At 53.8% G+C, this 25,243-nt stretch carries 26 protein-coding genes; 14 read left to right on the plus strand and 12 right to left on the minus strand.

Going from position 1 to position 25,243, the window contains the following annotated elements; genetic code table 11:
* Nucleotides 1-112: 112 nt before the first annotated feature.
* Both NNN71_RS08290 and NNN71_RS08295 read right to left on the minus strand, forming a co-directional pair.
* Nucleotides 113-1,846, minus strand: a complete 1,734-nt coding sequence (locus NNN71_RS08290) for a phosphoethanolamine transferase CptA (RefSeq protein WP_271458294.1) — start codon at nt 1,844-1,846, stop codon at nt 113-115.
* Between the two features lie 286 nt (nt 1,847-2,132).
* On the minus strand, nt 2,133-2,996 hold the full coding sequence (locus tag NNN71_RS08295) for a YicC/YloC family endoribonuclease (protein ID WP_163449240.1): 864 nt from the start codon (nt 2,994-2,996) through the stop codon (nt 2,133-2,135).
* Nucleotides 2,997-3,246: 250 nt separating this feature from the next.
* Here NNN71_RS08295 and rph point away from each other — a divergent pair, with 250 nt between their 5' ends.
* Complete coding sequence (rph, locus tag NNN71_RS08300; protein ID WP_163449241.1) at nt 3,247-3,963, plus strand: ribonuclease PH; 717 nt, start codon at nt 3,247-3,249, stop codon at nt 3,961-3,963.
* A 64-nt stretch (nt 3,964-4,027) separates the two neighbouring features.
* Nucleotides 4,028-4,669, plus strand: a complete 642-nt coding sequence (gene pyrE, locus NNN71_RS08305) for an orotate phosphoribosyltransferase (protein ID WP_163449242.1) — start codon at nt 4,028-4,030, stop codon at nt 4,667-4,669.
* A 35-nt stretch (nt 4,670-4,704) separates the two neighbouring features.
* Here the strand turns inward: pyrE and slmA are convergent, their stop codons facing one another.
* The 3 genes from slmA to coaBC all read right to left on the minus strand — a co-directional run bounded on the left by slmA (nt 4,705) and on the right by coaBC (nt 7,111).
* A complete protein-coding gene (gene slmA / locus NNN71_RS08310) occupies nt 4,705-5,301 on the minus strand; it encodes a nucleoid occlusion factor SlmA (protein ID WP_064540962.1) in 597 nt (198 codons plus the stop codon).
* 153 nt (nt 5,302-5,454) lie between these two features.
* Complete coding sequence (gene dut, locus NNN71_RS08315) at nt 5,455-5,913, minus strand: dUTP diphosphatase (RefSeq protein ID WP_035895829.1); 459 nt, start codon at nt 5,911-5,913, stop codon at nt 5,455-5,457.
* Nucleotides 5,891-7,111 (minus strand): bifunctional phosphopantothenoylcysteine decarboxylase/phosphopantothenate--cysteine ligase CoaBC, encoded by a 1,221-nt coding sequence (coaBC, locus tag NNN71_RS08320; protein WP_271458309.1) that lies wholly within the window; start codon nt 7,109-7,111, stop codon nt 5,891-5,893. Before coaBC ends, dut begins: the two co-directional genes overlap by 23 nt.
* A gap of 174 nt (nt 7,112-7,285) precedes the next feature.
* On the opposite strand from coaBC, the gene radC reads away from it, so the two are divergent.
* From radC to mutM, 4 genes are all read left to right on the plus strand, one after another.
* Nucleotides 7,286-7,951 (plus strand): RadC family protein, encoded by a 666-nt coding sequence (gene radC, locus NNN71_RS08325; RefSeq protein WP_163449243.1) that lies wholly within the window; start codon nt 7,286-7,288, stop codon nt 7,949-7,951.
* A 219-nt stretch (nt 7,952-8,170) separates the two neighbouring features.
* On the plus strand, nt 8,171-8,407 hold the full coding sequence (gene rpmB, locus NNN71_RS08330) for a 50S ribosomal protein L28 (RefSeq protein ID WP_106924954.1): 237 nt from the start codon (nt 8,171-8,173) through the stop codon (nt 8,405-8,407).
* A 20-nt stretch (nt 8,408-8,427) separates the two neighbouring features.
* The gene (gene rpmG / locus NNN71_RS08335; RefSeq protein WP_003024094.1) at nt 8,428-8,595 is read left to right on the plus strand and encodes a 50S ribosomal protein L33; all 168 of its coding nucleotides are present in this window, start codon (nt 8,428-8,430) and stop codon (nt 8,593-8,595) included.
* A 98-nt stretch (nt 8,596-8,693) separates the two neighbouring features.
* Nucleotides 8,694-9,503 carry a bifunctional DNA-formamidopyrimidine glycosylase/DNA-(apurinic or apyrimidinic site) lyase gene (mutM, locus tag NNN71_RS08340; protein ID WP_271458295.1) on the plus strand — a complete coding sequence of 270 codons (810 nt, stop codon included), beginning with the start codon at nt 8,694-8,696 and terminating at the stop codon, nt 9,501-9,503.
* Between the two features lie 42 nt (nt 9,504-9,545).
* Here the strand turns inward: mutM and coaD are convergent, their stop codons facing one another.
* Entirely contained in the window at nt 9,546-10,025 is a 480-nt protein-coding gene (gene coaD, locus NNN71_RS08345; RefSeq protein WP_163449245.1) for a pantetheine-phosphate adenylyltransferase, read from the minus strand.
* An 8-nt stretch (nt 10,026-10,033) separates the two neighbouring features.
* Nucleotides 10,034-11,311: a lipid IV(A) 3-deoxy-D-manno-octulosonic acid transferase gene (gene waaA / locus NNN71_RS08350; protein ID WP_064540971.1), complete on the minus strand. Its 1,278-nt coding sequence runs from the start codon at nt 11,309-11,311 to the stop codon at nt 10,034-10,036.
* A gap of 405 nt (nt 11,312-11,716) precedes the next feature.
* Here waaA and rfaQ point away from each other — a divergent pair, with 405 nt between their 5' ends.
* From rfaQ to waaZ, 5 genes are all read left to right on the plus strand, one after another.
* Nucleotides 11,717-12,778, plus strand: coding sequence for a lipopolysaccharide core heptosyltransferase RfaQ (gene rfaQ, locus NNN71_RS08355; RefSeq protein ID WP_271458296.1), 1,062 nt, complete (start codon nt 11,717-11,719; stop codon nt 12,776-12,778).
* A complete protein-coding gene (locus NNN71_RS08360; protein WP_271458297.1) occupies nt 12,775-13,899 on the plus strand; it encodes a glycosyltransferase family 4 protein in 1,125 nt (374 codons plus the stop codon). The genes rfaQ and NNN71_RS08360 overlap by 4 nt, the downstream gene beginning before the upstream one ends.
* The gene (gene rfaP, locus NNN71_RS08365) at nt 13,892-14,689 is read left to right on the plus strand and encodes a lipopolysaccharide core heptose(I) kinase RfaP (protein WP_271458298.1); all 798 of its coding nucleotides are present in this window, start codon (nt 13,892-13,894) and stop codon (nt 14,687-14,689) included. Before NNN71_RS08360 ends, rfaP begins: the two co-directional genes overlap by 8 nt.
* A 15-nt stretch (nt 14,690-14,704) precedes the next feature.
* On the plus strand, nt 14,705-15,721 hold the full coding sequence (gene waaO, locus NNN71_RS08370; RefSeq protein WP_271458299.1) for a lipopolysaccharide 3-alpha-galactosyltransferase: 1,017 nt from the start codon (nt 14,705-14,707) through the stop codon (nt 15,719-15,721).
* Between the two features lie 62 nt (nt 15,722-15,783).
* Complete coding sequence (gene waaZ, locus NNN71_RS08375) at nt 15,784-16,566, plus strand: 3-deoxy-D-manno-oct-2-ulosonate III transferase WaaZ (RefSeq protein ID WP_271458300.1); 783 nt, start codon at nt 15,784-15,786, stop codon at nt 16,564-16,566.
* A gap of 43 nt (nt 16,567-16,609) precedes the next feature.
* On the opposite strand, the gene rfaL is transcribed toward waaZ, so the two are convergent.
* Genes rfaL through rfaD form a run of 4 tightly spaced genes read right to left on the minus strand, consistent with a single transcriptional unit; the run spans nt 16,610 to nt 20,809 of the window.
* Entirely contained in the window at nt 16,610-17,830 is a 1,221-nt protein-coding gene (gene rfaL / locus NNN71_RS08380) for an O-antigen ligase RfaL (protein ID WP_271458301.1), read from the minus strand.
* 9 nt (nt 17,831-17,839) lie between these two features.
* Nucleotides 17,840-18,817 carry a lipopolysaccharide heptosyltransferase RfaC gene (rfaC, locus tag NNN71_RS08385; RefSeq protein ID WP_271458302.1) on the minus strand — a complete coding sequence of 326 codons (978 nt, stop codon included), beginning with the start codon at nt 18,815-18,817 and terminating at the stop codon, nt 17,840-17,842.
* A gap of 3 nt (nt 18,818-18,820) precedes the next feature.
* Nucleotides 18,821-19,867 carry an ADP-heptose--LPS heptosyltransferase RfaF gene (gene rfaF / locus NNN71_RS08390; RefSeq protein ID WP_167574815.1) on the minus strand — a complete coding sequence of 349 codons (1,047 nt, stop codon included), beginning with the start codon at nt 19,865-19,867 and terminating at the stop codon, nt 18,821-18,823.
* 9 nt (nt 19,868-19,876) lie between these two features.
* Nucleotides 19,877-20,809 (minus strand): ADP-glyceromanno-heptose 6-epimerase, encoded by a 933-nt coding sequence (gene rfaD / locus NNN71_RS08395; RefSeq protein ID WP_064541014.1) that lies wholly within the window; start codon nt 20,807-20,809, stop codon nt 19,877-19,879.
* Between the two features lie 217 nt (nt 20,810-21,026).
* Between rfaD and kbl the strand changes: the two genes are divergently transcribed.
* The 3 genes from kbl (at nt 21,027) to NNN71_RS08410 (ending at nt 24,302) form a co-directional block, all read left to right on the plus strand.
* On the plus strand, nt 21,027-22,223 hold the full coding sequence (gene kbl, locus NNN71_RS08400; RefSeq protein ID WP_163448428.1) for a glycine C-acetyltransferase: 1,197 nt from the start codon (nt 21,027-21,029) through the stop codon (nt 22,221-22,223).
* Nucleotides 22,224-22,232: 9 nt separating this feature from the next.
* A complete protein-coding gene (gene tdh, locus NNN71_RS08405; RefSeq protein WP_163448426.1) occupies nt 22,233-23,258 on the plus strand; it encodes an L-threonine 3-dehydrogenase in 1,026 nt (341 codons plus the stop codon).
* 93 nt (nt 23,259-23,351) lie between these two features.
* On the plus strand, nt 23,352-24,302 hold the full coding sequence (locus tag NNN71_RS08410; RefSeq protein ID WP_163448425.1) for a glycosyltransferase: 951 nt from the start codon (nt 23,352-23,354) through the stop codon (nt 24,300-24,302).
* On the opposite strand, the gene NNN71_RS08415 is transcribed toward NNN71_RS08410, so the two are convergent.
* The gene (locus tag NNN71_RS08415; protein ID WP_271458303.1) at nt 24,303-25,241 is read right to left on the minus strand and encodes a divergent polysaccharide deacetylase family protein; all 939 of its coding nucleotides are present in this window, start codon (nt 25,239-25,241) and stop codon (nt 24,303-24,305) included.
* Nucleotides 25,242-25,243: the final 2 nt, after the last annotated feature.

Genomic DNA, 25,243 nt, shown 5'->3' on the forward strand with positions numbered 1-25,243 from the left:
GTGTTGGGACATGTCGATTTTTATGATGAATTAATGCATTAAAAAATCTAATTAAAAACTTGCGCTGTCAACCGAAAACGGCCACTTCATGATGAAGTGGCCGGAAGATCGTTTACTGATTACCCGTTAGCTCGCCGTACGGCAGCGTATCGTAATCTTTCAGTGATTTTTTGTCGTATGGGTTGCCAATCCAGCGCGTACTTTCCTCAAACTGAGGGTTGGTTAGCGCACGCGTTGGGTCGAAACCGTCATAGCTCAGGCCTGCCAAATCTGACCAGGTGTGGATGAGCTCGGAGCTGCTGTATTTGCGGTTCACGTCCTGCGAGAAATCACGCGGATGCGCCTCATGCCACTTCTCCGATGTCCACAGCAGGAACGGAATGGTGTACATGTGGCGGGTCGGTTCTTTCTCATTACGCCCCTGAGTCTGATGCGGCGGCGTGTCATAGACCTCTTCCCCATGGTCAGAGAAGTACAGCAAGAAGCCATTAGGATCCGTCGCCTTGTAGTCTTTAATCAGCGTGGAAACGATATAGTCGTTATACAGGTTGGCGTTGTCATAGTTGTTGTACGTGTCCTGCTGATCCTGGCTTAAACCAGCCGGCATAGTGTCGGTTTTACCGGAGAATTTGTTCCAGTTTTCAGGGTAGCGGTACTCGTAGTTAATATGCGTACCCAGCAGGTGAACGATAATGAACTTTTTCGGCGCCGGGTCGGCCAGCACCTGCTTAAACGGCGCCAGCACGTTGGCATCGTATTCGCGGGCGCTTTGGGTGCGCTGCTGGTTCATATAGTACTGCTGGTCGGTCTGTTTCGAGAACACCGTCAACATAGTGTTGCGCGACGTCATCGTCTGCTGGTTTGTTATCCAGAAGGTTTTATAACCCGCCTGCTTCATCAGGTTCATCAGCGAGGGTTTGGTCAGATACAGGTCCGGGTTCTGCTCATTCGCGAAGGTCAGCGCCTGTTGCAGAATCTCAATGGTGTAGGGACGAGATGTGACCACATCGTTGAACACGGTAAAGTTAGGATCGGACTTACGTAGCGCGTCCAGTTCCGGCGTGGTTTCACGTGGATAGCCGTACAGGCTCATATGCCCACGCTGTGTTGACTCACCGATCACCAGCACCAGCGTACGCGGCGCATCGCCGGTGCTGTCTTTTAAGTTCGCCAGCGGCGGCAGGGCGTGGTTGTCGTTGAGCAGTCGCGTCAGGCTATTGAGCTGATGGCGATACTGGTAGTAACCGGTAATGAACTGCCATGGTGCGGCAGGGGCAAGGCGGGTTGATACGCCATCCAGCACATCGGCAACCGGTTTGTCCTTCATCACGACTCCAGTCACGAGCGGATGGAGGATCAGCCCGTACAGCAGGGCGAACGACACCAGCCAGCGCCATGGCGTTGGGATGTAAACCGGACGTAGACGTGTCCACAGGAAGATAGCGATCGCCGTATAGACCAACGCGACCAGCACAATTTTGAGGCTAAAGTACTGGCTTAAGAATTCGCCCGCTTCGTTGGTGTTGGTTTCGAACATCACGAATAGAACGCTTTGCGAGAACTCTTGCCCGTAAATAACGTAATAGCTAATTGCCGCCAGCGAGGCAGCCCAGAGAATGATGCCAATCAGGGCGCCGATAATGCGGGTTTTTCGGGGAAAGAGAAATACAGGCACCAGCCATAACAAGCTAAAGAGAATCGAATCCCTTAGGCCAGTCGAGCCGCTATAACCTGTGGCGTAGATGACAATCTGCAATGCTGTTGAAAAGAAGCAAAAATACAATACGGCCCAGCCAAGGGCTTTCCAGCTGAAGGCTGGCGTACTCTGAGTAGTCGTGAATTGCATATGATTAACTTTATTTACGGTGAAGGCGGCCAGTCTAGCTACCAATGCTTAAGATATAATTAGATCGATATCAGGGCGTAAAAACAGATAGGCCTATTATCTGAAGTGATAAAGAGGTGGCGTAAATTATCTGAGTAATCACGTTCTGAAATACCGTATCTTTTCCATAATCACCCTTTCATGAAGGGGTGGCTCATGATGCAGCGGTGCAGAAGAAAAAGAAACTACCTGAAATGAAAATGCCCGCAGCATGGCGGGCATTAATTTTTAATATAACGCGTTGGCGTTACTCGATATTTTGAATCTGCTCACGCATCTGTTCGATGAGGACTTTCAGCTCAATAGCAGAGTTTGTGACATCGGCATTAATTGACTTCGATGCCAGCGTATTCGACTCACGGTTGAATTCCTGCATCATGAAGTCCAGGCGACGGCCAACGGCCTCTTTTTTCTTCAGGATGTTATAGGTCTCTTTGACGTGGGCTTCCAGGCGATCCAGCTCTTCGGCCACGTCAATACGCTGGGCCATCAACACCAGTTCCTGCTCCAGGCGATTGTTTTCCAACTGCACTTCCGCGTCTTCCAGCTTCGCCACCAGGCGATCGCGCTGCCACTGCAGAATTTCCGGCATATGGGCACGCACTTTGGCCACTTCGCCGCTCACACCTTCCAGGCGTTGTTCAATCAGCGCTTTCAGCGCCTGGCCTTCGGTTTCGCGAGCGACGATGAAGTCGTCCAGCGTACCGTCCAGCGCATTCAGGATCTCGGCGGCGATGGCGTCCAAATCCTGCTCTTGTGCGGCCATAACGCCCGGCCAGCGCAGAATATCGACCGGGTTAATTTCCCCTTCGTCGCTCTGCATTTTGACCCAGTTGGCCGCGTTAACCAGCTGCTTTGCCAGGTTTTCATTGAGAATAAGTTCGCCTTGCGCACTGGCATCTGGCTCAAAACGCAGAGTGCACTCTACTTTCCCGCGCGTTAAGCGGGTACGCAGACGTTCACGAACAACGGGTTCGAGGCTGCGGAACTGCTCCGGCAGACGGAAATAGGTTTCGAGATAACGCTGGTTAACAGAGCGCAGTTCCCAGGCGGCGCTGCCCCAAGTGCCCTTAATTTCGCGGCGGGCATAGGCGGTCATGCTGCGGATCATAGACGTTCCTGTTTTTAAAGGAGAGATGGGGGGATTATAGCCCTCGGGGGCTTATGAGGATAGGAATAAGCACCGTTAATCCGTATAACACTTCATCCTTCAAGCTGTCTCTGCGTTGGCTGCCGTCGCTTACCCCAGTCACGTACTTATGTACGCTCCTGGGGATGCGCTCCTTTGCCGCCTTGATACAGCTCGAATGATTTTGTGTATAATGCGCAGCCACATTCGTTTCAAGCCGGAGATTTCTATCATGCGTCCAGCAGGTCGTAGTGCCAACCAGGTGCGTCCCGTCACCCTGACCCGTAATTATACAAAACACGCAGAAGGCTCCGTGCTGGTCGAATTTGGCGATACTAAAGTGCTGTGCACCGCCTCTATTGATGAAGGCGTGCCGCGTTTTCTGAAAGGTCAGGGCCAGGGCTGGATCACCGCCGAGTACGGCATGCTGCCGCGCGCTACCCATACCCGTAACGCGCGTGAAGCGGCGAAGGGCAAACAGGGCGGCCGCACCATGGAGATTCAGCGTCTGATTGCCCGCGCGCTGCGTGCCGCGGTCGATCTGAAAGCGCTCGGCGAGTTCACTATCACGCTGGACTGTGACGTTATCCAGGCTGATGGCGGCACGCGTACCGCGTCCATTACCGGTGCCTGCGTGGCGCTGGCTGATGCGCTGGGCAAACTGGTTGCCGCTGGCAAACTGAAAACCAACCCGATGAAAGGGATGGTTGCCGCGGTTTCCGTTGGTATTGTGAACGGCGAAGCGCTGTGTGACCTGGAATATGTTGAAGACTCCGCGGCGGAAACTGACATGAACGTGGTGATGACCGAAGACGGCCGCATCATTGAGGTTCAGGGGACGGCGGAAGGCGAACCGTTCACCCACGAAGAGTTACTCACCCTACTGGCGCTAGCCCGAGGGGGAATCGAATCCATTGTAGCGGCGCAGAAGGCGGCGTTAGAAAATTGATTTTTAAGGGCGACGTGGTCGCCCTTTTTTTTGTCCGTAATAAAGTGAGATGAGGAGCGAATCCATGAAACCGTATCAGCGCCAGTTTATTGAGTTTGCGCTTAACAAGCAGGTACTTAAGTTTGGCGAGTTTACGCTGAAATCCGGGCGCAAAAGCCCCTATTTCTTCAACGCCGGCCTGTTTAATACCGGGCGCGATCTGGCACTGTTAGGCCGTTTTTATGCCGAAGCGCTGGTGGATTCCGGCATCGAGTTCGATCTGCTGTTTGGCCCTGCGTACAAAGGTATTCCAATTGCGACCACCACCGCGGTGGCGCTGGCGGAACATCACGACAAAGACTACCCGTACTGCTTCAACCGTAAAGAAGCCAAAGATCACGGCGAGGGCGGTAATCTGGTTGGCAGCGCGCTGACCGGGCGCGTGATGCTGGTGGATGACGTTATCACTGCGGGAACGGCGATTCGTGAATCGATGGAGATCATCCAGGCCAACGGCGCGCAGCTGGCTGGCGTGCTGATCTCTTTAGATCGTCAGGAGCGCGGTCGCGGTGAAATCTCGGCCATTCAGGAAGTGGAACGTGATTATGGCTGTGAAGTTATCTCGATCATTACCCTGAAAGAGTTGATCGCTTATCTGGAAGAAAAACCGGAGATGGCTGAGCATCTGGCCTCGGTTCGCGCGTATCGCGAAGCGTACGGCGTCTAAGAAAACAGCCCGGCGCAGGCCGGGCTGTTTGACGATTATTGCAGTTGAGCGACGATCAGCGGCCAGCGAGCGTCGAAATCGTCTGTCGGGCGATACTTGAATTCGCTGCGGACAAAGCGCGAGAGCATCCCTTCACAGAACGCCAGCAGCTGGCTTGCCAGTAACGTCTCATCGGTTTCGTAGCCTTCCCCTTCACGCATTTTGCGCTCGCGCAGCACCTGACGCAGTTGAGCCTCAATGCGCTCAAACAGCTGGTTAATGCGGCCCTGCAGACGGTCTTGCTCAAACATCAGCGCATGACCGGTGAGGATACGGGTCAGGCCTGGATTGCGCTCACCAAAGCCCAGAATCAGCAGCACAATCAGACGCAAACGTGCGGTCGTATCTTTTTCGTCTTTCAGAATCAGGTTGATACGGGTAATCAGGCTATCTTCGATAAACTCGATAAGGCTATCGAACATGCGGGTCTTGCTTGGGAAATGCCGGTACAGCGCCGCTTCGGACACACCAACGGACGCGGCTAGCTTTGCCGTCGTGATCCGCTGGCTGCCATCGCTGGATTCAAGCATCAACGCCAGGGATTGAAGTATTTCCTCGCGACGATTCCTTTTCGCAGTTTGCTTTTCTGCCATGTTCTAAAATACCCCTGAAAATAAAACACTTGTCAGGCGAGCATCCACACGGTGACCGCAACCATAAATTGCAGTGATCTTTTTGCATTATGACGCCGTGAGATGCGTAAAAAACGGGCACATCACATCCTGCATGATGTGCCTGAGGGCGAGTTATTGACGCCCTGAGTGGCCGAAGCCACCTTCGCCACGATCGGTGGCTTCAAACGATTCGACCAGATTAAACTCGGCCTGTACGACAGGAACAAACACCATCTGCGCGACGCGTTCGCCTGGCTCGATAGTGAAGGTGGTTTGCCCGCGGTTCCAGATGGAGACCATCAGTTGCCCCTGATAGTCAGAGTCGATAAGCCCCACCAGGTTACCCAGCACGATACCGTGCTTGTGGCCGAGGCCAGAGCGCGGCAGCATCACCGCCGCCAGAGACGGATCGGCAATGTGAATCGCCAGGCCGGTCGGCAGTAAGGTGGTTTCACCTGGCGCCAGTTCTACGGCGTCATCAAGACAGGCGCGCAGGTCAAGGCCTGCAGAGCCAGCGGTGGCATAGGTCGGCAGCGGGAACTGCTGGCCAATACGCGAGTCCAGAATCTTAACGTCGATTTTTTTCATCATAACGGGTAACGATCTCGTCCAATAATAGTTGGCCCAGGAGTGACTTACTGGCGAGCGGTAAAGTCTTCTCGCCGTCCTGCCAGAAAAGATGCAAGGCATTGTTATCGCTGTTAAAACCTTGATTTGATTGCGATACATCATTGGCACAAATCAGATCAAGGTTCTTGCGGCTACGCTTTTGCCGCGCATATTCTTCCACATTATTCGTTTCGGCGGCAAACCCTACGACGTAGGGACGATGCTCTTTCAGTGCGGCAACGCCAGCGACGATATCCGGGTTTTTCACCATTTTTATTGTGAATTCATCACCCTGGGTGTCCTGCTTCTTAATTTTTTCTTCGGCGATAACCGCGGCGCGATAGTCGGCAACTGCGGCGCAGCCGATAAAAATCTGCTGTTGCGCGATGCCGGCCTGAACCGCGGCGTTCATCTCTTCAGCGGTGGTGACATCAATACGTTGCACAAAGGCGGGCGTTGGCAGCGACACCGGGCCGCTAACCAGCGTAACGTTTGCCCCACGACGCGCGGCGGCATCGGCAATCGCAAAGCCCATTTTGCCTGAGCTGTGGTTGGTAATGTAACGCACCGGGTCCAGCGGTTCACGGGTCGGGCCTGCGGTAATCATGATGTGCAGATGTTGCAGATCGTTGACGGTGGAAAAGTGCGCTGCGGCCATGTCGACAATCACCAATGGATCAAGCATCCGACCAGGGCCAACGTCGCCACAGGCCTGGCTGCCGCTGTCCGGGCCCCAGATCAGCATATTGCGTGAAGCCAGTACTTCCAGATTGTGCTGCGTGGCGGCGGCACGATACATCTGTTGGTTCATGGCGGGGACAACGGCGACCGGCGATGGGGTTGCGAGGCAGATGGTCGACACCAGGTCGTTTGCCATCCCGGCGGCCACGCGGGCAATTAAGTCGGCGGTGGCCGGCGCAAGGATAACGAGGTCAGCCCATTTGCCCAGCTCAATGTGGCCCATCGCGGCTTCGGCGGCGGTATCGAGCAGGCTGTCGGAGACCGGATAACCGGATACGGCTTGCAGGCTCAGCGGGGTGATGAAGGCTTTTGCTGCGTCGGTCATCGCGACGCGCACGTCCGCGCCGCGCTCACGCAGGCGACGCACCAGCTCCGGCGTTTTGTAGGCAGCGATACCGCCGCTGACGCCAAGAACAATTTTCTTACCGGCCAGGCTCATCATGATTTTTCCTGTTAGGGGGACACCAGAATTCGCGCATTTTATCACAATCCTGGCGGGGTCGTGTGCTTACGACAGAGACACTTTGCGAGCCGCTACGCAAGAGCGAAATCCATACCGTGCAGGAGGGCGTGTACTGTGGCATTTTGGCGGCAGCCATAAGAGGAGGCCGTCATGGAGAGTACAGAAGCCCTCCTGCCGCGCGAGAAGATGCAGCGGTACGGAATTGAATCGCTCACGGATGTTGAGCTTCTGGCGCTATTTTTGCGCACCGGTACGCGGGAAAAAAACGTTCTACGTTACTCTCAGGACCTGCTGCGCCATTTCGGCTCGCTGTACGGCCTGCTTTCGGCTACCGAGAAAGCGATAACGCAGATCGACGGTATGGGCATTGCTAAATATGCCCAGCTCAAAGGGATTGCCGAACTGGCGCGCCGCTATTTTAGCCTGCGGGTGCTTTCCGAGGATTCTCTGCTAAGCCCAGAGATGACGCGTGAGTTTCTGCAAAGCCAGCTCGCCGACGAAGAGCGGGAAATCTTTGTGGTGATTTTTCTCGATAATCAACACCGGGTGCTCAAACATAGCCGCCTTTTTTCCGGCACCCTGAGTCACGTTGAAGTGCATCCGCGCGAAATTGTACGAGAAGCCATCAAAGTTAACGCCGCTGCGGTGATCCTGGCACATAATCATCCATCGGGTCATGCGGAGCCGAGTAAATCAGACAGACTTATTACTGAAAGGGTGGTAAAGTGTTGCCAATTCATGGATATACGGGTGCTTGATCATCTGGTTATTGGCCGCGGTGAGTACGTTTCTTTTGCCGAACGAGGCTGGATTTAGCGGTTTATTACGCGATCCACCGGGATCTTTGTCTGTTCGGGACTTGAGCATAACGCCGGGTCAGCGTATACTACGCCACCTTTGAGAATCTCGGGTTTGGCATTTGGGCCTGGCAATCGAGAGTTCACTTAGAACTATGCGATGACCGGGCTGTAAAGCCTGACGAGGCGCCGATACCCCATACGAAGCTCGAGCTAATTTGATTTTTGGAGAATAGACATGTCCCGAGTCTGCCAAGTTACTGGCAAGCGTCCGGTGACCGGTAACAACCGTTCCCACGCACTGAACGCGACTAAACGCCGTTTCCTGCCGAACCTGCACTCTCACCGTTTCTGGGTTGAGAGCGAGAAGCGTTTTGTCACCCTGCGCGTATCTGCTAAAGGTATGCGTGTAATCGATAAGAAAGGCATCGATTCAGTTCTGGCTGAACTGCGTGCCCGTGGCGAAAAGTACTAAGTACTTAGAGGAAATAAATCATGGCTAAAGGTATTCGTGAGAAAATCAAGCTGGTTTCTTCTGCTGGTACTGGTCACTTCTATACCACCACGAAGAACAAACGTACTAAGCCGGAAAAACTGGAACTGAAAAAGTTCGATCCAGTTGTCCGTCAGCACGTTCTGTACAAAGAAGCTAAAATCAAATAATTTTAGTTTCGATGTCACAAAAAACCTCGCCTCGGCGGGGTTTTTTGTTTTCTGCGCGTCCCCATAATAGAGACATCTGTATTCGAGCCGGAGACGTTATGCCTGAATTACCCGAAGTTGAGACCAGCCGCCGGGGCATTGAACCCCATCTGGTCGGCGCAACCATCCAGTACGCCGTGATTCGCAACGGACGCCTGCGCTGGCCCGTCTCTGATGAAATCTACCGCCTGAGCGATAAACCGGTTATCAGCGTTCAGCGCCGCGCTAAATACCTGCTGCTTGAACTATCAGACGGCTGGATCATCATTCATCTGGGGATGTCGGGAAGTTTACGCATTCTTGCGGAAGAACTTCCGGCGGAAAAACACGATCACGTCGATCTGGTGATGAGTAACGGTAAAGTGCTGCGCTACACCGACCCACGGCGCTTTGGCGCCTGGCTGTGGACGCCGGTGCTGGAAGGGCACAGCGTGCTCGCTCATCTCGGCCCGGAGCCGCTCAGCGCGGAATTTAGCGCGGAGTATCTGCAGGCAAAATGTGCGAAGAAGAAAACGGCGATTAAACCCTGGCTGATGGATAACAAGCTGGTGGTGGGCGTCGGTAATATCTACGCCAGTGAATCGCTGTTTTCCGCGCGGATCCATCCGGATCGGCTGGCATCATCGTTATCGGCAGAAGAGTGCGAACGACTGGTGGCGGCGATCAAAGCAGTACTGCAACGATCGATTGAGCAGGGTGGTACGACGCTAAAAGACTTCCTGCAAAGCGACGGCAAGCCGGGCTACTTTGCACAAGAACTACAGGTATACGGGCGAAAAGGGGAGGCCTGTCGGATATGCGGGACGCCGATTATCGCCAGCAAACATGCGCAGCGGGCGACGTTTTACTGCCGGCAGTGCCAAAAGTAAGTTGATTGCCCGGCGACGAACCGCCGGGAAATGCACTGAAGCCTACTTCAGCTTCTCCATCAGCGCCTGATGTACATTCGCCGGCAGGAAATGGGTCACATCGCCATCGTGACGCGCCACCTCTTTCACCAGCGATGATGAAATAAACGACCACTCTTTCGACGGCATCAGAAAGACGCTTTCCAGCTCCGGCATCAGGTGGCGATTCATGTGCGCCAACTGCATTTCATACTCGAAATCCGCCACCGCGCGCAGGCCACGAATCAGAATATTGGCCTGCTGGGTGCGGGCAAAGTTAGCCATCAGATCGCTAAAACCCATCACTTCCACGTTACCAAGGTGTGCCGTTGCCTGCTGGGCCAGCGCCACGCGCTCGCTAAGGTCAAACATCGGTTTTTTGCTTGGGCTGGCCGCAATAGCGAGGATAACCTGATCGAACATGCAGGCCGCGCGTGTCACGATATCAAGATGACCGTTGGTGATGGGATCGAAAGTGCCCGGATAAATCGCCCGTTTTTGCATAATCATCCTCAATGCGTTTTGGGTGGCAGGTACGGTTCCAGGAGTTGTAACAGGCGTTGTAGCGCGCCCTGGTTCTGGTACAAGACCTCAACGGCGTGACGACCGTAGAAACTACGATAATCGGCATCGCCTAACAGTGAGGATACCTCTTTTTCGAGACTGGCGGCATCGGTCACGGTGATAAGCCCACTCGCCTGTTCCAGACGGGCGCAGATATCCTTGAAGTTAAAGGTATGCGGGCCCATCAACACGGGAATGGCATGCGCTGCGGCTTCCAGCGGGTTATGGCCACCACGTTCAACCAATGAGCCGCCAACAAACGCCAGGTCGGCAATGCCATACAGCAGCATCAGCTCACCCATGGTGTCGCCAATGACCACCTGCGTTGTCGCGGAGGGGACTTCACCGGAGGAACGGGTGATAAAGCTCAAACCAGCCTGACGCGTGAGGTTGATGGCGTCCGGGAAACGTTCCGGATGACGCGGCACCAGTATCAGCAGTAAATCCGGGTAGTGCTGCAGCAGCGCCTTGTGGGCGGCAATCACGATACTCTCTTCGCCCTCGTGGGTACTGGTGGCTATCCATACCGGGCGGCGTGGCGCCCATTGGCGACGAAGCGTGACCGCTTTGGCTGCCAGCTGCGGCGTAACAGAAATATCGAATTTCAGGCTGCCGGTAATGGTCACCTGATTATTTTTAGCCCCTAAGGCGACAAAACGTTGACCGTCTTCTTCATTCTGCGCGGCAATCAACGTAATACGCTGGAGTAGCGTGCGAACAAATGAGCCCAGTTTGGCGTATCCGGCGGCCGAACGCTCAGACAAGCGTGCGTTGGCAATCACCAGCGGAATATGGCGACGATGCAATGCGGCAATCAGGTTTGGCCACAGCTCTGTTTCCATAATCAACACCAGTTTCGGGTCGATTTTATCGAGGAAGCGGTTAAGGGCATCGGGTAAATCATACGGCAGATAGACGTGCTGAACGTCTTTGCCAAACGCCGACTGCACGCGCTCGGACCCGGTTGGGGTCATCGTGGTGACAGTAATCGGCAAATCGGGGTAGCGGTGACGCAGTGCGCGAACTAACGGGATCGCCGCCAGCGTTTCGCCAACGGACACCGAGTGCAGCATAATCCCGCCGGGCTTCAGCGGCTGGCGATAAAAACCGTAACGTTCACCCCAGCGTTTTCGGTAGGCCGGAGCCTTACGTCCGCGCACCCAAAGCCGTATCCAGATTAGGGGCTGGATAAGGTAGAGCAGAGCGGTGTAAAGCAATTCAAGCATAATAAATAGCTGAGTTATGAATGTGCTGTGGATTCTAAGTATTTACCTGAGGCATTACCATTACTTTTGCTGTTTTTGGTCTAAATTATCCACAGCGCAGGGGCTAGCCGTGGATATCACTGCCAATCCCCCTTTTTTATGCTGCTCATTGCGGTTAACACCCCTGGATATTTGGGGGCTGGCAAACCCGGCCTTACAACAACGGAAATGATTTTAATTTATTGATTTTTAAAATAAAAAAACTTTATTTTCGCGAAAGCTATCCGGTTCGGATTGTGGACAAGGAAGTGGTACACTAGCGCATCAAAATAAGTGCAATATCAGTAATCAGGTTGCTGTTGAGCCTGGGGCGGTAGCGTGCTTTTTTCCTTCTTTTACCGGAAAATCTCAACCAAAGAGTCGCTTGTGGAAAAGCCATTTCGAAAAATTCTGGTCATTAAAATGCGTTTTCACGGGGATATGTTGCTTACCACTCCCGTTATTAGCACGCTGAAGCGCCATTATCCTGAGGCGAAGGTGGACGTCCTGCTGTATCAGGACACGATCCCTATTTTGTCCGAAAACCCTGAGATTAACGCGCTGTATGGTATTAAAAATAAAAAAGCCAAAGCGGCGGAGAAAATATCAAATTTCGTCAGCATCATCAGGCAACTGCGCGCTAATAAATACGATCTCGTCATCAATATGGCCGACCAGTGGATGGCGGCGGTGCTGGTGCGCCTGCTGAACGTGCCGATGAGTATCTCGCAGGACTATCGCCACCGTCAGTCTGCCTTCTGGCGCAATAGCTTTACGCATCTGGCGCCGTTAAGCGGCGACAACGTGGTTGAGAGCAATCTTTCCGTGCTGGCGCCGCTGGGGCTCGACGCCCTCGTTGCGCAAACGACCATGAGCTACAACCCGGTCTGCTGGCAGCGTGTGCGCGGCGAGCTGGATAAAGCCGGTGTCGGCAAACGCTACGTGGTGATTCAACCGACGGCCCGACAGATATTTAAATGCTGGGAGAACGAGAAATTCTCCCGGGTGATTGACGCGTTGCATGACCGCGGAATGGAAGTGGTGCTGACCTCCGGACCGGGCGCGGACGATCTGGCCTGCGTCAACGCGATTGCCCAGGGCTGCCAGCAGCCGCCAGTGACGGCGCTGGCCGGTAAAGTTAGCTTCCCGGAACTGGGGGCGTTGATTGACCACGCGGTGCTGTTTATCGGCGTCGATTCTGCGCCGGGGCATATCGCGGCCGCGGTCAAAACGCCGTTAATCGCGCTGTTTGGCGCGACGGACCCTATTTTCTGGCGCCCGTGGTCGGACAATATGATCCAGTTCTGGGCCGGTGATTATCGCCCGATGCCCCCGCGCGAGCAGCGTAACCGCAATGAAATGTACCTCGCGGTGATTCCGGCAGAGGATGTTATCGCCGCCATCGATAAAATTCTGCCCGCAGAACCGGCAACAGGTGAAGAACTATGATCGTTGCATTCTGTCTGTATAAGTACTTCCCCTTCGGCGGCCTGCAGCGCGACTTTATGCGCATTGCCCAGACCGTGGCGGCCCGCGGCCACCAGGTGCGCGTCTATACGCAATTCTGGGAAGGTGAGTGTCCTGAGGCGTTTGAGTTGATTCGGGTTCCGGTGAAATCTCATACCAACCACGGGCGCAACGCGGAATATTATACGTGGGTGCAAAATCACCTGCGTGAGCATCCGGTCGCCAGAGTGGTGGGCTTTAATAAGATGCCGGGGCTGGATGTCTATTACGCGGCTGATGTGTGCTACGCCGATAAAGTGGCGCAGGAGAAAGGTTTCTTTTATCGTCTGACGTCACGCTATCGCCACTATGCGGCGTTCGAGCGTGCCACCTTCGAACATGGTAAACCGACGCAGTTGCTGATGCTAACGGACAAGCAAATTGCGGATTTCCAGAAACACTATCAGACCGAGCCCGAACGTTTTCATATTCTGCCGCCGGGAATTTACCCGGACAGAAAATACAGCCAACAGATTCCGAACGCCCGTCAGGTTTACCGGCAAAAGAACGGTTTGACCGAATCGCAGAACGTACTGCTACAGGTGGGATCCGATTTTACTCGTAAAGGCGTGGATCGCACGCTGGCCGCGATGGCTTCGCTACCGGAAAGCCTGCGCCAGAACACGCAGTTGTTTATTGTCGGCCAGGATAAGCCGGGAAAATTCGCCGCGCTGGCCGAGAAGTACGGCATTCAGCATAACGTTCACTTCTTCTCCGGGCGCAACGACGTGGCGGAGCTGATGGCGGCTGCCGATTTACTGCTGCACCCGGCCTATCAGGAGGCGGCAGGCATCGTGCTGCTGGAAGCGGTAACGGCGGGGTTACCAGTATTAACAACCGCCGTATGCGGATATGCGCACTATATTGCGGATGCAAACTGTGGCGCGGTGATTGAGGAACCTTTCCGCCAGGAAGCCTTGAATGAGCTCCTTCTTAAGGCATTAACCCAGCCAGCGCTGCGCGCGGCTTGGGCGGAAAATGCGCGCAACTACGCCGATACACAAGACTTATACAGTCTGGCGGACAGAGCGGCAGATATCATTATAGGTGATTTGGATGGTTGAGCTGAAAGAACCGCTGGCCACGCTGTGGCGCGGGAAAGATGCCTTTGAGGAAGTGAAACATCTGGAAGGCGAGGTATTTCGTGAGCTGGAAACCCGTCGTACGCTGCGCTTCGAGCTGGCGGGCGGTAGCTATTTTCTGAAATGGCACCGTGGCACTTCACTTAAAGAGATCGTCAAAAACCTGATTTCCCTGCGTATGCCGGTACTGGGCGCCGATCGTGAGTGGAATGCGATCCACCGCCTGCATGATGTGGGTGTCGATACTATGCACGGCGTGGGCTTCGGCGAGAAGGGGCTGAACCCGTTAACCCGCACGTCCTTTATCATTACCGAAGACCTTACGCCGACTATTAGCCTGGAAGACTATTGTGCGGATTGGGTGGTGAACCCGCCGACGCCCACGGTGAAGCGTATGCTGATTAAGCGCGTCGCCACGATGGTGCGCAAAATGCACCTGAGCGGCATTAACCACCGCGACTGTTATATCTGTCATTTCCTGCTGCATCTGCCGTTTAGCGGTGACGAAGAGACGATGAAGATTTCGGTGATTGATCTGCACCGTGCGCAAATTCGCGATCGTGTTCCACGTCGCTGGCGTGATAAAGACCTGATCGGTTTGTATTTTTCTTCAATGAACATTGGGCTGACCCAGCGCGATGTGCTGCGTTTTATGCAGATTTATTTTGCGCAGCCACTCAGGGACGTAATGAAGCAGGAACAGGCGCTGATAGCGAAAGCCGAAGAAAAAGCGCACAAAATCAAAGAAAGAACGATCAGAAAGTCGTTGTAACGTTTGGGGAAGAGTATGGCGTATTCGTATTTAAATGCGGAAGAGATGATCAACGATACGATTATCTTCGATGAACGTGAAGCGGCGCAGGACGGTTTGCCGTTCCATATCGCTTACGGTATTGATAAGAACTTCCTCTTCGGTTGCGGCGTCTCTATTGCCTCGGTTCTGTTGCACAACCGCGATATGGACTTTGTTTTTCACGTGTTTATCGACGTGTTACCGGAAGCGGAAAAGCAGCATTTTTCGCAGCTGGCAAAGGACAATAAGACCTGTATCCAGATTCATATCGTCAACTGCGAGCGTCTGAAGGCCTTCCCGACCACAAAGAACTGGTCCGTGGCGATGTACTTTCGCTTTATTATCGGCGACTACTTTATCGGCCAGCAGTCTCGCGTGCTTTATCTGGATGCGGACATCGTGTGTCAGGGCAGCATAAGCGAGCTGCCGGCGCTGGCATTAGGTGATAAGGTGGCGGGCGTCGTCGCGGAGCGCGATCAAAAGTGGTGGCTGTCGCGCAGCCAGAGCCTGGAGTGCCAGGCGATTGAGAACGGCTATTTTAACTCGGGCGTGCTGCTGCTGAATATTCCGGCATGGGCCAGCGAGTTTGTTTCAGGCAAAGCGATGTCGCTGCTGTCCGATAAGAACGTCACCCGTAAATTGAGCTTTATGGATCAGGACATCCTGAACATCATTCTTGCCGGGAAAGTGGCTTTTATCGCGGGTAAATTTAATACGCAGTTCAGCCTCAACTATGAGCTGAAGGATTCCTTTATCAACCCGATTAATGACGGTACCGTGCTGATCCACTACGTGGGGCCAACCAAGCCGTGGCATAACTGGGCTACTTACCCTAGCGCAGCGCCGTTCCTGAAGGCAAAAGCCGCGTCGCCATGGCAGGCAGTACCGCTGCTCAAACCGAGCAATGCCAACTATGCACGCTATTGCGCGAAGCATAATTTTAAGAATAATCAGCCGCTTGCTGGCTTCATGCACTACATTTATTACTTTTATCTGCGGCTGGTTAAGTAGGCTAGCCGTTGTAGCGCGAAAAACAGAATCGGCTTTGGGCAATATATTTTGGTGACAGCCTTATGAGCGGTAAATTGCACAGCATCACAACCGAAGACATTAACGAAATCAAACGTCACAAGACCTCTGATAACAGTATTATTTTTCTTTCCGGGCCTTCGTCGTTGAAAACTCCGCTGGACCTGCTGGCGGCATCGGACGTTATCTCCGTCAACGGTTCGGCGCGTTATCTGCTGGATAACAATATTCAGCCGTTTATCTATGTATTAACTGACTCGCGTTTCTTACTGCAGCGTAACGATGATTTTCGCGAGTTTGTGAAGATGAGCAAATACACTATCGTTAACGGCGAGGTGTACGATAAGGCTTCCGCAGAGGATAGACATTTTATTGATAATAGCGGTTTCGTGATCCGCTCTTTGTACCAGCGAGAAAAAGGCGGCTTCTTTAAGAAGTTAAAGTTTACCCTGATGGCTAAGCTGGACGAAAAAATACTGATAGACGTCCCGTTCTCAAAACGGAAACGGTTGGTGGGTTTTAGCCTGGATATTACACATGGCTACTGCTCTTGCCACACGGTCGCGTTTGCTGCCCTGCAGGTGGCGTACAGTTTAGACTATAAAAAAATCATCCATTCCGGGCTCGATTTGGTCGATAATTGCGCTCGTTTTTACGACGAGAAAACCAATAAGCAGGCATCGGAACTCAGTCGTGATTTAGGTAAGATCCTGCCGTTCTATGCGTTCATGCGAGAAAAGGTACCGGATATTAACGTCTACAACCTTTCGGACAACACCGCCGTGAGCTATGACGTCGTCCCCTTTATTACGCCGCAGGAGGTGTAATCTACGGGCAATAAAAAAGGCTGCATAATGCAGCCTTTTTTATTTAGTTCTGTTGACTTCGCGCCTTCAATGCCAGGGCGATACCCAGCAGCATCGTCAGGTTCTCGATACTCACGGTTTCAAACGCGCCGCGCACGAACAGGTTGCCGACAAGAATGAGCCCAATCAGCAGCCACGCTTCTTTTACCAGACCCTGGCTGGCACGATAGCCTTTTACCGCTTCAGTCAGCAGTGAAATCAGCAGATACCATACGGCGAATAGGCCTAATAGCCCACCGGCATACCACATTGAGAGTGTCAGGTTATGAGGGCCGATAGAGTGCTTAAAGAACCACTGCGGATAGTCATGCACCCGGCTGTTATAAACGCGATAGAAGATGTCTTCGCCATAGCCGTAGCCTTTGACGGGGTTTTCCATAATCAGGTCAAGCGCCGATCCCTGGGTACCGCCGCCGTAGCGGTAGGAGCTGGAAGTTTGCTGCATTTTATGGAAGAGCAGCTTAAAGGCATCCTGATCCTTCACGTATCCGGCCACGAGCACGCCGCCCAGTAAAACGGCAGCGATTAACGGCAGTTTCCATTCTTTTTTCAGCACACACCAGATAAGCGCTGGGATCAAAATGGATAGCCAGGTACCGCGTTGCAGGGTCCCTGCGATCATAAATCCCATGACGCAGGCAATAACAAAGAAAAGGACCTTGGCCCTCGCCGTTTTGATATTCCAGAGGAATAAGAAAGCAGGAGCCATAAAGATTAAAATATCAGAACGGTATTTATGGTCGAAATTCGTCAGCGGCATAATACCTTGCTGATACTCGTGGTAGTACTGCCAGCCATCAACGATTGCCAGAGGCAAAATGCCGATAATCAACGAGTAAATCAGCGTTTTTGAGATGTTTTCCTTGCTTTCGGCATGCAGCAGAATCGGGATGATTAGCGTCATCAGCAGCAGTTTTTCGAGCACGGTATTCGCAAACTTACTGAAGCTATAAGCTGGATCGACGGAAATCGCGACAGCGTAAGCGCACACCGCCACAAAGCATAAGAGCGAATAGGTCAGGTTATTTTTGAAAAAATGCAGCAGTGCCGTTCTTTTCTTTGCGACATAATATAATGCGGTAAAAAACATCAGCCCAGCAACAAGATGTTTGTAACGGGTAATATTGTCAAAGAAGTTTATTATAATAAAGAGTGAAACTAACCCACGATTCCATATGGATTGCCAGCAATATTCCTTATGCCCGGTTGATGCAAATGAGTTCATCAAAATACCTTAAAAAGATAACCTGGAATTAATTTTTTGCAGTTCACCAATCACAGTGAGTGCATCAAGCGTTGCTAAATCTTTTGCTTCTGAACAGCACGCCACCTGATTCTTCCCATATCCCCCAATCAATCCAGGGTCGGTCGGGCCATACAGCGTGATATTTGGGCGATCCAGCGCCGCAGTTAAGTGGCTTAATCCGGTATCTACCGAAACAACAAATTCCGCACCTGCCAGCACGTGCGCCACCTTCTCGAGGCTCAGACGCGGCAGAACTTCCACGTAATCAAACCCTTCAGCCAGGCGCTTCGCGCGGGCTTCTTCATGCGGCGCACCCCATGGCAATTTGATGCGTAGACCGCGCTCGCCCAGCAGGCGAATCAGCTCACGCCAGTTTTCTTCCGGCCAATGCTTATCATCGCGCGTCGTGGCATGCAGAAAGACGCAGTAGGGGGCTTCTGCAGGCGTAAGCGCCCCCACAAAATGTTGCGCTATGGCGTAGTCGCCCTGCGTTTCAGGTTTGGTGTAGCCGAGGCTCTTCGCAAACAGCTCGCGGGTGCGCTCTACGGCATGCTGCTGTTTGGCAATATGATGGCAGCGGTTATAGAACAGGCTGGCCAGCGGCTCGCGGGCGCTACTCCAGTCCATGCCATGCTTGATGCCGTGTGCCAGTCGGGTAACCAGCGCGGCGCTTTTTACCAGCCCTTGAGCATCGATGATCGCATCATATTTTACCGCCTGAATGGCATCGCGAAAGGCTTTGCGTTCGGCTTTGATGGGGGCGGAGAACCACGCTTTACGCCAGCGGCGGATGGCCACCGGAATCACGCGGTCTACCGCTTCATGCCATGAAGGAATTTGCGCGAAACCCTCTTCCACGACCCAGTCAAAGCGAATATCGGGGATGGCACGCATCGCGTCGGTTAATGCCGGCAGCGTGTGCAGGACGTCGCCCATGGAGGAGGTTTTGACGATCAACACTCGCATGCGTCAGGCTTCCTCGCTCGACAGCAGCGCGTTGAGCTCTTCCTGGACGCGTGCTGGGGTGATATCGATCAGGCTCTGATGATAGCCCTGCGCAGAGTCGCCTTTGCGGACCTTGTGGTAACCGGTAATCAGCCGAATCACCCGCGCTTTGTTTGACAGCGGCGGCGTGAAGTCCGGGCTGCTTGGCCCGTAGAGTGCAACTAGCGGGCGGTTTAGCGCGGCAGCCACGTGCATCAGGCCGGAATCATTGGTGACGATAGCCTTACAAGCGGCAATCAGCACCACTGCCTGCTCCAGTTGGGTCTCGCCAGCCAGGTTACGGCACCAGCCTTTTTGCTCGTCGCTGAGTGCGGCGATAATTTCATTACCTGCCTCGTTGTCCTTCGCGGAACCGAAAAGAACAATCTGATTACCCTGGTCGATCAGCTGCTTCGCGAGTGCGGCGTAGTGGTAGTGTGGCCAGCGTTTTGCCGGACCAAACTCCGCACCGGGGCAAAAGCCGATCATTGGGCGGTCGCTGGAGAGCGAAAACGCGTTACAGGCCAGCGATTTCTCGCCTTCGTTCACCTGCAACTGCGGCCACAGCAGCGGCTGCGGCAGATCTTTCGCGCAGCGCATCACGCCTTTGTCGTAGGCCAGCGCCACGTAGCGCTCGACCATCAGCGGCCAGGCCTCTTTATCCAGCACTCGCGCATCGTTCAGCAGGCCGTAGCGCATCTCGCCACGCCAGCCGGTGCGCAGTGGGATACCGGCAAAGAAGGGCACCAACGCAGATTTAAAGGAATTAGGCAGGACATAAGCGCGATCATAGCGCCGCTCGCGCAGGCTATGGCCGAGCTTGCGCCGTTCGCCAATTTCCAGCGCGCCATGCCCTAAAGGCATGGCGATCGCTTCATTGACTTCCGGCATCCGCGATAACAGCGGACGGCACCACGCGGGTGCCATCACGTCGATTATCGCCTGGGGATAGCGCGCCTTGAGCGTGCGATAGAGACTTTGCGACATCATCATGTCGCCCACCCATGACGGGCCGATCACCAGTATTTTCATGCTGACTTCTTACGCGTCGCGGTTCAACCAGGCCATGTATTCCGTTACGCCTTCGGCGACGGTCTTGAACGGCTTATCGTAGCCAGCAGCGCGCAGGTTGGTCAGATCGGCCTGCGTGAACGCCTGATAGCGGCCTTTCAGTTTGTCCGGGAACGGAATGTATTCAATGCTGCCCTTTTTGTGGAACGCCAGGGTGGCGTCAGCCACGGCCTGGAAGGATTCCGCGCGGCCGGTACCGAGGTTGAAGATGCCGGATTTACCGTTTTCCCAGAACCACAGGTTGACCGCCGCCACGTCGCCGACGTAAACGAAGTCACGTTTGAAGCCATCGCTGCCTTCGAACAGTTTCGGGCTTTCGCCGTTGTTCAATTGGGTGTTCAGGTGGAACGCGACGCTCGCCATGCTGCCTTTGTGGCCTTCACGCGGCCCGTAGACGTTAAAGTAGCGGAAGCCCACGATCGGTGAATTCGCTTCCGGCATGATGCGGCGTACGTACTCGTCGAACAGGAATTTAGAGTAACCGTACACGTTCAGTGGTTTTTCAAATTCGCGGGACTCGATAAAGTCGCTGGTGCGGCCGCCGTAGGTGGCTGCGGAAGAGGCGTACAGGAACGGAATTTCACGCTCCAGGCAGTAGTGCAGCAGCTCTTTGGAGTACTGATAGTTGTTATCCATCACGTACTTACCGTCCCACTCGGTGGTGGAAGAGCAAGCGCCTTCGTGGAATACGGCTTCGATGTCGCCGAATTCTTCACCGGCCATAATCTGGATCAGAAAATCTTCTTTATCCATGTAGTCGGTGATATCCAGGTCCACCAGGTTTACGAACTTGGTGCCGTCTTTCAGGTTGTCCACTACCAGGATGTCGGTAATGCCTTTGTCATTCAGCGCTTTCACGATGTTGCTGCCAATGAAGCCAGCGCCGCCGGTAACGATAATCATAACTGTAACCTTTGATATTGGTGGGCCAGGGCGTATCCCGGGCACGAATGCTTCTAATCATACCATCACATTAGCCCGCCTTCAGCCTTTCACCGTTCGGCTGGATGTGGGACGCGTGATTTATGCTGCAAATAATTCATTCAGACATGCATCATCTCGTATCAGCGTATAGCTTTGGGTAATATGTGCCAAATTTTACCGAATCTGGAGAGTTGCAATGCGTGGTGATTTTTACAAACAGTTAACTCAGGACCTCGATACCGCCCGTGCGGAAGGGTTGTTTAAAGAAGAACGTATTATCACCTCCGCTCAGCAAGCGGATATCACCGTGGGCGACGGCAGCCACGTCATTAACTTCTGCGCCAACAACTATCTTGGCCTGGCCAACCACCCTGAGCTGATCAATGCCGCCAAAGCCGGTATGGACAGCCATGGTTTCGGTATGGCCTCGGTACGTTTCATTTGCGGCACCCAGGACAGCCACAAAGCGCTGGAGCAGAAGCTGGCAAGCTTCCTCGGTATGGAAGACGCCATTCTGTATTCCTCCTGCTTTGATGCCAACGGCGGCCTGTTTGAAACGCTGCTGGGCGCAGAAGACGCCATTATCTCCGACGCCCTGAACCACGCCTCGATCATCGACGGCGTGCGCCTGTGTAAAGCGAAGCGTTTCCGCTATGCCAACAACGATATGGTTGAGCTGGAAGAGCGCCTGAAGGAAGCGCGTGCAGCCGGTGCACGCCACGTGCTGATTGCCACCGACGGCGTGTTCTCGATGGACGGTGTGATTGCCAATCTGAAAGGCGTCTGCGACCTGGCGGACAAATACGATGCGCTGGTGATGGTCGATGATTCCCACGCGGTTGGCTTCGTCGGCGAAAATGGCCGTGGTTCGCATGAATACTGTGATGTGATGGGCCGTGTCGACATCATCACCGGCACGCTGGGCAAAGCGCTTGGCGGCGCGTCCGGCGGCTATACCGCAGCGCGTAAGGAAGTGGTGGAGTGGCTGCGCCAGCGTTCGCGTCCGTATCTGTTCTCCAACTCGCTGGCGCCGGCTATCGTTGCCGCATCGATTAAAGTGCTGGAGATGGTGGAGAATGGCGCTGAGCTGCGCGACCAGCTGTGGGCCAATGCCCGTCTGTTCCGCGAAAAAATGACTGCCGCCGGCTTTACGCTTGCGGGCGCGGACCACGCGATTATCCCGGTGATGCTGGGTGATGCGGTGGTGGCGCAGAACTTCGCGCGTGAGCTGCAAAAAGAAGGAATTTACGTCACCGGATTCTTCTTCCCGGTGGTACCAAAAGGCCAGGCGCGTATCCGCACCCAGATGTCAGCGGCGCATACGACGGCACAAATTGAACGTGCGGTGGAAGCCTTTACCCGCATCGGTAAACAACTGGGCGTGATTGCCTGAGGGTGTCAGATGAAAGCGTTATCTAAACTGAAAGCGGAAGAAGGGATCTGGATGACCGACGTTCCGGAACCGGAACTCGGCCACAATGACCTGCTGATTAAAATTCGCAAAACCGCGATTTGTGGCACCGACGTGCATATCTACAACTGGGATGAATGGTCACAGAAGACGATCCCGGTACCGATGGTTGTGGGTCATGAATACGTGGGCGAAGTGGTCGGTATCGGCCAGGAAGTGCGCGGCTTTAAAATCGGCGACCGCGTCTCCGGTGAAGGCCATATCACCTGTGGTCACTGCCGTAACTGCCGCGCCGGACGTACGCACCTGTGCCGCAACACCATTGGCGTTGGCGTTAACCGTCCGGGCTGTTTTGCGGAATATCTGGTGATCCCGGCGTTTAACGCGTTCAAAATTCCGGACAATATCTCCGACGACCTGGCCTCAATTTTTGACCCGTTCGGCAACGCGGTGCACACCGCGCTCTCTTTCGACCTGGTGGGTGAAGATGTGCTGGTCTCCGGCGCGGGCCCGATTGGCGTGATGGCGGCCGCGGTCGCTAAACACGTTGGCGCGCGTAACGTGGTGATTACTGACGTGAACGAATACCGCCTGGAGCTGGCGCGCAAAATGGGCGTGACCCGCGCGGTCAACGTCGCCAAAGAGAACCTCAACGACGTCATGGCAGAGCTGGGCATGACTGAAGGTTTTGATGTCGGTCTGGAAATGTCCGGCGCGCCGCCGGCGTTCCGCTCCATGCTGGACACCATGAACCACGGTGGGCGCATTGCGATGCTGGGTATTCCGCCGTCCGATATGTCCATCGACTGGACCAAAGTTATCTTTAAGGGTCTGTTTATTAAAGGTATCTACGGTCGTGAAATGTTCGAAACCTGGTACAAGATGGCGGCGCTTATCCAGTCTGGCCTCGATCTGTCGCCGATCATCACCCACCGCTTCGGCATTGATGACTTCCAGAAAGGCTTTGACGCGATGCGTTCGGGTCAGTCCGGTAAAGTTGTGCTGAGCTGGGATTAATCATAAAAGGCCAGGATCGCTCTCCTGGCCTTTTATTTTCGGCTTCATCTCTAGTACGCTAGCGCCAGTTTCACTTCATAGTAAAGAGCGAGTATGACCAGCCAGACAATCGATGTTAGCGTTATTATTCCGGTTTATAACGGTGAAAAGAGTATCCAGCAGATCGTTGAAGACGTTCTGGCTGAACAAAGGGTATCGCTGGAGCTTATCGTTATTGACGATGGTTCAACGGATAATACGCTGAATATTCTTTCGTCGATTTCTGACAGCCGTCTGAAAATCATTTCTCAACCTAACAGCGGCGTCTACGTTGCGCGAAACGCAGGGCTGGCAGCCCACCGGGGCAAATGGCTGATTTTACTTGATGCCGATGATGATATTCATCCGGATATGATTTATTCACGGCTGCAACTGGCCGAGAAAAATAATTGCGATGTGCTAATTTCCAACGGTATGTTCACTTCGGCACGTGGCCATCAGCATGGGCACGCTGTTCACTCCCGACAGATTTATAACCAAACGCAGAGTGGTTTTGCATGGATTAACCATGCGGTGAAAGTGCGGGAATGGCCGCATTATATCTGGCTGCAAATTATCCGTTCAGAGTACATCAAAAAAAATAACATCGATTTTCATATTGGCAGCAGCCATAAAGATATTCTGTGGACGACGGAACTGGCGCTGGCCAATGGTGTGTTTTATCTCTCAGAGACGCCGGATTACTACTACGTCAAGAATACTGAGTCGATCACTAATCACACTCGCTACTACGATCCACGAGCCTATAGCTACATTGATATTATCAGCAAACTGATCGCCTACGCGAAACGTCCGGAATATGCAGCCGTTCGCCGTTCGCTGCTGATTCACGCGTTAAAAGAAAGCGGGCATTTTCTGGGGCTCTATCGCCGTAAGATAAAAGACAAAACGGCCGTACGACAAAAATTCAACGAGCAGATCGCACTCTCCGACCTGGCGAAAGGGCTTACCGACATACACAGCGTATGGTTCCTCATTCGCCTGTGGTCAAAGATGCGCGGTTAATTAAGCCCCACTGCTGCTCCACCCCTGCCATTGCAGCTGCATATACTGCACCAGCGTGCTGTGGGTGATGCTTTCGCTCAATACGTTGAAGAAGCGGCTGGCGTAGACCGGCTCCAGCGGTTTCTTCGGCTTGCAAAGCTTCACGCCATGGAACGGGTTGCGTGGCTGTGACGGTTGAACGGACGGCGACAAACCGCGATTCGGCGTCGAGGTGTCAACCTGCGGTTCGTTGAGCAGGCTGCTCGGGCGCACCAGGGTGATATCTGACGGCAGGTTATAGACCATTTGCTGCAATACGCGCACGGTCGTTGGATGCGGGTGACCAATAGCGATCGCCGAACCGTTGCGGCGCGCGAGGTCGACTGCCCGGTTAAACTGGCGACGAATATCCGCTTCGTTCTGGGTGTCGTCGAGGAACACTCTGCGCTTAATCACCTTCACCCCGGTACCGTTAGCGGCGCGCATGGCCTGGCTATTGCCGATGGTCATGCTGTCGAGGAAGTAAAGATTGTAGCGGCTGAGTGCCTGCATCACTTTTTGCATACCAAACAGGCTGGAGGTCATCGCGCTGCCCATATGGTTGTTCAGGCCTACGGCATACGGCACTTTATCAACCGCTTCGCGAATAATCCGTTCGATCTCATCGCTGCTCATGTCCGGGCGCAGGGTGTCTTTTTCCAGCGGCTGCTTACTGAGCGGCGCCATCGGCAGGTGAATCAACACTTCATGCCCGGCGTTATGGGCTTTAGTGGCCATTTCACGCGCATGAGGGGCGTTAGGGAGTACCGCAACGGAAATGGTGGACGGCATCGCCAGCACCTGATTTTCCTGCTGCGGACGATAACCAAAGTCATCGATAACGATAGAGAGCTTACCGGCATAGCTCGGCGCGGCGAATGCCAGCGCACTAAGAAGTACGACTCGACGAAATTGAAGCAAAA

Source organism: Kluyvera sp. Awk 3 (assembly GCF_028069715.1).
In the GTDB taxonomy this organism is placed as follows: Bacteria; Pseudomonadota; Gammaproteobacteria; order Enterobacterales; family Enterobacteriaceae; genus Kluyvera; species Kluyvera georgiana_A.

Bases quoted from the DNA above. Each gene is read 5' to 3' on its own strand.
- slmA (WP_064540962.1), bottom strand. From the start codon at position 5,301: ATGGCAGAAAAGCAAACTGCGAAAAGGAATCGTCGCGAGGAAATACTT.
- NNN71_RS08360 (WP_271458297.1), top strand. From the start codon at position 12,775: ATGATCGTTGCATTCTGTCTGTATAAGTACTTCCCCTTCGGCGGCCTG.
- rfaC (WP_271458302.1), bottom strand. From the start codon at position 18,817: ATGCGAGTGTTGATCGTCAAAACCTCCTCCATGGGCGACGTCCTGCAC.
- mutM (WP_271458295.1), top strand. From the start codon at position 8,694: ATGCCTGAATTACCCGAAGTTGAGACCAGCCGCCGGGGCATTGAACCC.
- rfaP (WP_271458298.1), top strand. From the start codon at position 13,892: ATGGTTGAGCTGAAAGAACCGCTGGCCACGCTGTGGCGCGGGAAAGAT.
- coaD (WP_163449245.1), bottom strand. From the start codon at position 10,025: ATGCAAAAACGGGCGATTTATCCGGGCACTTTCGATCCCATCACCAAC.
- rfaF (WP_167574815.1), bottom strand. From the start codon at position 19,867: ATGAAAATACTGGTGATCGGCCCGTCATGGGTGGGCGACATGATGATG.
- rpmB (WP_106924954.1), top strand. From the start codon at position 8,171: ATGTCCCGAGTCTGCCAAGTTACTGGCAAGCGTCCGGTGACCGGTAAC.
- tdh (WP_163448426.1), top strand. From the start codon at position 22,233: ATGAAAGCGTTATCTAAACTGAAAGCGGAAGAAGGGATCTGGATGACC.
- dut (WP_035895829.1), bottom strand. From the start codon at position 5,913: ATGATGAAAAAAATCGACGTTAAGATTCTGGACTCGCGTATTGGCCAG.
- NNN71_RS08410 (WP_163448425.1), top strand. From the start codon at position 23,352: ATGACCAGCCAGACAATCGATGTTAGCGTTATTATTCCGGTTTATAAC.
- rph (WP_163449241.1), top strand. From the start codon at position 3,247: ATGCGTCCAGCAGGTCGTAGTGCCAACCAGGTGCGTCCCGTCACCCTG.
- kbl (WP_163448428.1), top strand. From the start codon at position 21,027: ATGCGTGGTGATTTTTACAAACAGTTAACTCAGGACCTCGATACCGCC.
- rfaL (WP_271458301.1), bottom strand. From the start codon at position 17,830: ATGAACTCATTTGCATCAACCGGGCATAAGGAATATTGCTGGCAATCC.
- waaA (WP_064540971.1), bottom strand. From the start codon at position 11,311: ATGCTTGAATTGCTTTACACCGCTCTGCTCTACCTTATCCAGCCCCTA.
- radC (WP_163449243.1), top strand. From the start codon at position 7,286: ATGGAGAGTACAGAAGCCCTCCTGCCGCGCGAGAAGATGCAGCGGTAC.
- waaO (WP_271458299.1), top strand. From the start codon at position 14,705: ATGGCGTATTCGTATTTAAATGCGGAAGAGATGATCAACGATACGATT.
- coaBC (WP_271458309.1), bottom strand. From the start codon at position 7,111: ATGAGCCTGGCCGGTAAGAAAATTGTTCTTGGCGTCAGCGGCGGTATC.
- pyrE (WP_163449242.1), top strand. From the start codon at position 4,028: ATGAAACCGTATCAGCGCCAGTTTATTGAGTTTGCGCTTAACAAGCAG.
- rpmG (WP_003024094.1), top strand. From the start codon at position 8,428: ATGGCTAAAGGTATTCGTGAGAAAATCAAGCTGGTTTCTTCTGCTGGT.
- NNN71_RS08290 (WP_271458294.1), bottom strand. From the start codon at position 1,846: ATGCAATTCACGACTACTCAGAGTACGCCAGCCTTCAGCTGGAAAGCC.
- NNN71_RS08295 (WP_163449240.1), bottom strand. From the start codon at position 2,996: ATGATCCGCAGCATGACCGCCTATGCCCGCCGCGAAATTAAGGGCACT.
- waaZ (WP_271458300.1), top strand. From the start codon at position 15,784: ATGAGCGGTAAATTGCACAGCATCACAACCGAAGACATTAACGAAATC.
- rfaD (WP_064541014.1), bottom strand. From the start codon at position 20,809: ATGATTATCGTTACCGGCGGCGCTGGCTTCATTGGCAGCAACATCGTG.